Annotated in this window: 5 protein-coding genes; 2 read left to right on the plus strand and 3 right to left on the minus strand. The window is 48.9% G+C overall.

Annotation, left to right across the window (positions count from 1 at the left end):
• Window positions 1-269 precede the first annotated feature (269 nt).
• A complete protein-coding gene (locus Q0277_RS09710; RefSeq protein WP_297997598.1) occupies window positions 270-1,595 on the plus strand; it encodes an aminotransferase class V-fold PLP-dependent enzyme in 1,326 nt (441 codons plus the stop codon).
• A gap of 538 nt (window positions 1,596-2,133) precedes the next feature.
• Here the strand turns inward: Q0277_RS09710 and tupC are convergent.
• Window positions 2,134-3,438 carry a tungstate ABC transporter ATP-binding protein TupC gene (gene tupC / locus Q0277_RS09715; protein ID WP_297997600.1) on the minus strand — a complete coding sequence of 435 codons (1,305 nt, stop codon included), beginning with the start codon at window positions 3,436-3,438 and terminating at the stop codon, window positions 2,134-2,136.
• Window positions 3,435-4,127, minus strand: coding sequence for a tungstate ABC transporter permease TupB (gene tupB, locus Q0277_RS09720; RefSeq protein ID WP_297997602.1), 693 nt, complete (start codon window positions 4,125-4,127; stop codon window positions 3,435-3,437). The genes tupC and tupB overlap by 4 nt, the downstream gene beginning before the upstream one ends.
• A gap of 70 nt (window positions 4,128-4,197) precedes the next feature.
• Here tupB and tupA point away from each other — a divergent pair, with 70 nt between their 5' ends.
• Window positions 4,198-5,016, plus strand: a complete 819-nt coding sequence (gene tupA / locus Q0277_RS09725; protein ID WP_291937738.1) for a tungstate ABC transporter substrate-binding protein TupA — start codon at window positions 4,198-4,200, stop codon at window positions 5,014-5,016.
• A gap of 526 nt (window positions 5,017-5,542) precedes the next feature.
• On the opposite strand, the gene dnaK is transcribed toward tupA, so the two are convergent.
• A partial coding sequence (gene dnaK / locus Q0277_RS09730; protein WP_297997604.1) for a molecular chaperone DnaK occupies window positions 5,543-6,890 on the minus strand: 1,348 nt, incomplete at its 5' end.

Consider the following 6,890-nt stretch of genomic DNA (forward strand, 5'->3'; position numbering starts at 1 on the left):
ATCGTAATAAAAGTTGTAGTAGTAAAATTTCATTTTGTAAAATTTTACTACTTTAAATTTTATATCAGCAGACGTCAGCTCGTTAAATTTGCTCGCCAAATTTTATTACGTTTATTACGCAAAATCCATTCTAATGGTTTTGCAGTTAGATTTCTCCGCTGCGCCGCGTTATTTTACGAGCGCGGGCTGAGGCGTTAAAATTCTCCACGAAAGCCTTAAATTAATCCAAATTTCACTATAATTAATCACTTAAATTTTAAAGGCCGCAAATGCTAAGCTTAGACGAAATTCGAAAAAATATCATCCTAAAACCGGGCGTGCACTATTTTGACTTCGCGGCTTCGGGGCTTGCTTACGAGCCCGTAGAGCGCGAGATAGGCGAAATTTTAAAAACCTACGCCAACACCCACTCCGACAGTAGCTTTAGCGCCATCATCACGCAGCGTCGCTACGAGGGCGCGCGCGAGAGCCTAAAAAAGCTGCTGGGTCTTGACGAGCGGTTTTATCTCATCGCCTGCGGACAGGGCGCGACGGCCGCGATCAAGAAATTTCAGGAGCTGCTAGGCATCTACCTGCCGCCTGCGACTAGAAGCGCGATCGGCGAGGCAAATTTGCGCGCTGTGCAGCTTCCGCTCGTGCTCGTTTCGCCATACGAGCACCATTCAAATGAACTTAGCTTTCGCGAGGGGCTTTGCGACTACCTGCGCGTGCCGCTTAGTGAATCAGGCGAGATCGATCTGCTCGCACTCGAGCGTATTATGAAGCTAAATGCCGGACGCCGTATCATCGGCTCGTTTAGCGCCGCCTCAAACGTCACGGGCGTCGTCAGCGACTACAAAAAGATCAGCGAGCTAATCAGGGCCGCGGGCGGTATCGTGGCCTTTGACTGCGCGGCGCTGAGCTCGCACGCAAATTTAGACTGCGATTACTTCGACGCGATTTTCCTCTCGCCGCATAAGTTGCTAGGAGGGCCTGCTAGCTGCGGGCTTTTAGCGATCAAAAAAGAGCTGCTTAATAGTGATGTGCCGACATTTGCCGCGGGCGGGACGGTCGCCTACGCTAGCCGCGAAGGGCACGTGTTTTTGAAAAATCCCGAGCAGCTAGAGGAAGGCGGTACGCCACCTATCATCGGGCTCATGCGGGCAAATTTGGCCTACGCGCTGCGAAACGAGGTGGGCTTCGAGCAAATAAAAAGCATCGAGGACGAGCTCGCGCGGCTTTTTGAGAGCGAGCTAGCAGGCATTGACGAGATCATAAATTACGCTCCAAAGGGCGCGCCGCGGCTGCCGATAATTTCGTTTAACGTGCGCGGCGTCTCGGCGTATGATTTTGCCGCGAGCCTTAGCAACGACTTCGGTATCCAGACGCGCGCGGGCGTGATGTGCGCGGGGCCGTACGCTCACGATCTGCTGGGTATCAAGGAGGGGCGCATGCCAGAAAGTAAGCCTGGCTTCGTGCGCGTGAGCCTGCACTACACGCACACCGAGCAAGACGTGCGCTATTTAGTTGGCGCGATAAAATCCTGCATCAAAAAGCACCGCGAGCTTTGGGGCGAGGAAAAGGCGATGTATGAGATGTTCGGCGGGAAAATTTAAGCGGCGTGAGGCTAAAGCTCTGCCGCTTTTTTGAGCTCGTGAAATTTTATAAGATCCCGCGCCGTTTTTAAAAATTATCGAAATTCCGCGCCGTCTCTTTGGAATTTTACGCTGGTTTTGCGCCGCAGAATTCTTACTATCGTTCCGCCTTTGCACTGTAGGCTAAATCAACGGCACGTTCTGTGAAGTAATACATAATTTTGCTCGTAAATTTACGAGCAAATTCCGCAGAGTTAAAATTTAGAATTTGAAATTCCGCGCCTAGAAATTGTGGAATTTCAAAATCCCGTTAGCTGTATTCGCGGCTAAGCTCTCAAATTTCTTAGCAATGGAATTTTAAAATTTCACGCTGCGCCGCTAAGTAAAGCCATGCTTGTAAATTTCAAAATTTCAAGACGCAAATTTTCGCGCTCTGTTTCGCCGGGCACGCCGCGCTAGATGGTTCGCAGTGAAAATTTGAGGCAGAAATGAAATTTATTGGTGCCGCGCGAATAAAATTCTAAAAACAAAATTAAGCTTATCCGCACTTCGCGCAGAATTACTCCAGTCCCAAAAACGCGCCGCTTTCAAATCCGAAATAGACCCTCTCGCCCGCGCTCCAGCGCCGCTCATCCTGCGCCGTGACGCATTTTAGCAACACGTCGCCCGCCTTGATCTTGATGAGCAGCGAGGAGCCGTACTGAAGCGAAACCGAGTGCAAAATCCCCGCAAAGCAGCGCTCAAACGGGCGTTGTGATAATAAAATTTTACTCGGATTTATCGCGATTTTGCGGGCGCGTGCGAGCCCCTCTTCAAGGCGCAGCGAAATTTCATCCGAAAATTTTAAAGCTCCGTTTTGCACGTCAAAGATATTTTTGTATTCGAACTTGCATATCTTGCCGCGATGCAGAAATACGCTTCTTTGCGCGATCGCGCTGAGCCATTTCTCATCGTGGCTGGCGATGATAAAGCCGCAGCCGTAGTGACTCCGCATAAATAAAATCGCGCGCGCAAAGAGCTTGGAAGCGGCAAGATCGAGGCTGTTGGTCGGCTCGTCGAGCAGATAGAGCTTCGCGCGCTGCGCCAGAGCGAGCGCAAACGCGATGCGCTGCGTCTGCCCCGAGCTAAGCTCGAAATGCTTCTTTGATAAAAAACTTCTATCAAGCCCCGTTAGGCCGAGCGCTTCATCCACTCGCTCGTCAAATTCCGCAAGCGCGCCGCGACTTTTGAGCGCAAATTTAAAATTTTGCTCCACGCTGCGTTTTAAAAGCACGGGCTCGGGTAGCAGCAAGCAGATCTGCCGCAGCGTCTGCAAAGATGGCGCCCGCTGCCCCCAAAGCTCCACGCTGCCGCCACTCGGGCGTTGCAAAAAGGCCAAAATCCGCAGCAGCGTAGATTTGCCGCTACCGTTGGAGCCCAAAAGCGCCGTGATGCCGCTCGTATTTAGATCGAGGCTAGGGATATTTAAAATTTCGCTCCGTCCGTAGCGCAGCACTAAATTTCGCACCGAGATCAGCTCGCTATTAGGCACAGATCGCGTGGCGGCGGAATTCTCATTTGCAGAATTCTCACTCGCAGAATTCTCACTCGCGAAATTCTCGCTTTTGGAATTTTTACCAGCAGAATTTACGCTAATGGAATTCTCAGTCGCAGAATTTACACTCGTAGAATTTCCAGTAGTGAAATTTTTGCTCGCAAAATTCTTGGCGGCGAAATTTATGCACATGGAATTTACGCTCGTAGAATTCTCGGGGGCGGAATTTACGTCTGTGGAATTTTCGCTTATAAAATTTTCGCGCTCCCGCTCCGCCCGGTTTTTGTCCGTGAAATCTTTGCTCGGATGCGTTAGCTTATCTGCACTCATTGGTCAAGCCTTTTTAGCGCGTGGATGGCTAAATTTACTGCAAACGCTATTAAAATCAGCACCAGCGCGAGCGCTATACCCATCGCAAACTCGCCCTTGTTGGTTTCAAGCGAGATCGCCGTGGTGATCGTGCGGGTGAAATATTTGATATTGCCGCCGATCATCATCGCTACGCCTACCTCCGCGACGATCCGCCCGTAAGCGGTGGCGATGACGACCAGCAGGGCGTAGCGCAGCTCGTAAAGCACGCAAAGGATTAAATTTAGCGGACTTAGGCGGTAGTTCATAATGTTTAGATAGTGCTTCTTATCCATATTTTCGATGACGCTGGCGCTTAGCGAGACGATGATGGGAAGTGCCAGCACAAACTGCCCGAGCATCACGGCTTTGAGCGTAAAAAGCAGCCCCAGCTCGCCCAAAGGGCCGTTTCTGGATATGAAAGCGTAAAGAATCAGTCCTATCGCCACTGTGGGCATTGCAAGCGCTACGTCGCTTAAAAGTCTAAGTGTTCTGCGAGCGCGAAATTCGTAAAATCCGAGGATAAATCCTATCGGGAAGCCGATTATAATCGCAAAAAGTATCGAGATGCTCGAAGTATAAAGCGTCGCTTTAATCGCCGAAAAGGTCTCCGCATCGCCGCTAAGAAGCAGCCCGAATGCGCTTAAAATTCCTTCTAAAATAAAGTCCAAGATTGTGTCCTAAATGTTCTATTCTGGCAAATTTATATGCTATAATAGCATATTTTTTAAAGGAGATAACATGAAAAAAATATTTTTTGTTTCGCTCGCTCTTAGTGCGAGCCTTTTTGCCGCTGATAACGATTTGGTGATGGCAACTACAACGAGCACCGATAATACGGGCTTGCTAGACGCTATCTATCCTGCGTATAAGGCGGAGACCGGCGTCGATATCAAATGGACGGCGGTAGGCACGGGCGCTGCTCTAAAGCTTGGCGAGAACTGCGATGCGGACATACTTTTCGTGCATTCGCCGAAAGTCGAGAAAGAATTCGTAGAAAAAGGCTTCGGCGTTGACCGCACGCCCGTTATGTATAATGATTTTATCCTCATCGCCGATAAATCGATCGCGCCTAAATTTAAAGGCAAGGACCTTAAAGGCTCGTTTGAGCTGATCAAGGCGGAGAAGATTAAATTTTTCTCTCGCGGAGACAAATCTGGCACCGATAACAAAGAGAAAGGAATTTGGAAAAAGGTTGAGGGCGCCGTGCCTGAAAACGAGGCGTGGTATAACCAAACCGGTCAAGGCATGATCGCCACGATCAACGCAGCCGCCGAGCAAAAGGGCGTGACCTTCACCGATCGCGGCACCTACATCAAATACGAGGACAATAAAAAGGGTAATCCCGATATGGTTATCATCAACGAAGGCGATAACGATCTGAAGAATTTTTACTCCGTAATCGCGGTCAATCCGAAGCACTGCCCAAAAGCCGACTACGAAAACGCGCAGCGCTTCATCAAATGGATCACTAGCGAGAAGGGGCAGAAGTTCGTAGGCGATTTCAAGCTGCTAAATAAGCCGCTTTTCACCCCTGATGCGAATACTCGCAAGAATTAGCTCTAGCTAAATAAAGCTAAATTTAAAGCCCAAAGGCAAAGCATCGCCTTTGGGCTTTTGCTTTTTCATAAATCAATCTGCGCGCCTTTAAATTTAGCTATTTTGCTTCTAAAATTTAACCGGCGCTTTTTACCGCGTCTTTTTACGATACATTTTTTACTTTCTAGCCATACGTTTAAATTTATCGCAGCTTCGTTTGTATGTAATAGGCTTAAAATTTCAGCTATATTTGGGATCGGTGCGGAGAAATTTCGATCGCATTTGGATATATGCTCTAATGTCTAGCGATATTTATACAGCGCAAAATTTAGTAGTATTTATGTGTGACTCAAAATTTTAGTTTGTTGGGAATTTAATTTGAAGTTACGGTTAGGCTCGGGCGTATGAAAAACGCCCGAGCGTGTGAAGCTATGAAATTTTATGTGCGGTTTATGGGGTTGCTTCTGCCGCGCGCCGGTAAAATTACTTTTCAAGCGCAGGCAAAACTACCGAGCGCGCGGTTATAAAATTTTACTTTGCGATGGTGTTATTCGACTTCGGCGTCGATGACATCGTCGTCTTTTTTACCGCCGTTTGCACCGCTGCTTTGCGATCCGCCTTGCGCACCTTGATTTGCGCTGGCAGCCTTGTATAGATCCTCGGCGACCTTGCTTAGGGCTTCTACTTTAGAGTTTATCGCTTCCTTGCTCGCGTTTTCATCCTTTAGCACGGCTTTTAGATCATTTAGCGCGCCCTCGATCTTAGCGCGTAGATCGCCCGGCACCTTCTCGCCCATCTCGCTTAGGCTCTTTTCGGTTTGATGTGCGATGCTGTCGGCTTGGTTGCGCGCTTCGACGGTCTCTTTGCGCTTGTTGTCTTCCTCTTTATGAAGCTCGGCATCCTTCACCATCTTATCGATTTCGGCATCGCTTAAGCCGCTTGAGCCGGTGATGCGGATGTCGGTTGCTTTGCCGGTAGCCTTGTCTTTTGCTGAAACGGTTAAAATTCCGTTCGCGTCGATGTTAAATTCTACCTCGATCTGCGGCACGCCGCGAGGAGCTGGCATGATGCCCTCTAAATTGAAATTTCCTAGCGATTTGTTGTCTTTCGCAAACTCGCGCTCGCCCTGCAAGACGTTGATCGTAACGGCGCTTTGGTTATCCTCTGCAGTTGAGAAGGTTTGAGATTTTTTCGTAGGTATCGTAGTTCCCTTATCGATGATCTTGGTCATCACGCCACCCAGGGTTTCGATGCCGAGGCTTAGCGGAGTCACGTCGAGTAGTAGCACATCTTTTACGTCGCCTTTGATGACCGCGCCTTGGATTGCAGCGCCGATTGCTACGACTTCATCAGGGTTTACGCTCTTATTTAGCTCCTTGCCGAAAGCCTTTTTGACCTCCTCTTGCACGAGTGGCACGCGCGTCGAGCCGCCAACCATGACGACCTCTTTTATATCGTTCATGCTTAGCCCTGCATCGCTTACGACCTTTTTGAGAGTGCTTATGGTCTCATCTACCAAAGAATCGATCATGCTTTCAAATTTGGCCCTGGTGATGGTTTTCATCAGGTGCTTTGGACCTGTAGCATCTGCGGTGATGAAAGGTAAATTTACCGTCGTTTCCATCGCGCTGCTTAGCTCTTTTTTGGCGTTTTCCGCAGCCTCTTTTAGGCGTTGCATAGCCATGACATCGCCGCGCAAGTCGATGCCTGTTTCAGATTGAAATTCCGAGGTTAAAAAGTCGATCAGTTTGTTATCGAAATCATCGCCGCCCAAAAATGCATTACCGCCGGTAGCTAAAACTTCTACAACGCTATCGCCGGTTTCTAGCACGGTTACGTCGAATGTACCGCCGCCTAGATCGTAAACGACGATCTTTTCGGATTCTTTTTTATCC

The organism is uncultured Campylobacter sp. (assembly GCF_938030815.1).
Lineage (GTDB): Bacteria > Campylobacterota > Campylobacteria > Campylobacterales > Campylobacteraceae > Campylobacter_B.

Coding starts and splice junctions, on each gene's coding strand:
- tupA (WP_291937738.1), top strand. CDS start 4,198: ATGAAAAAAATATTTTTTGTTTCGCTCGCTCTTAGTGCGAGCCTTTTT.
- tupC (WP_297997600.1), bottom strand. CDS start 3,438: ATGAGTGCAGATAAGCTAACGCATCCGAGCAAAGATTTCACGGACAAA.
- Q0277_RS09710 (WP_297997598.1), top strand. CDS start 270: ATGCTAAGCTTAGACGAAATTCGAAAAAATATCATCCTAAAACCGGGC.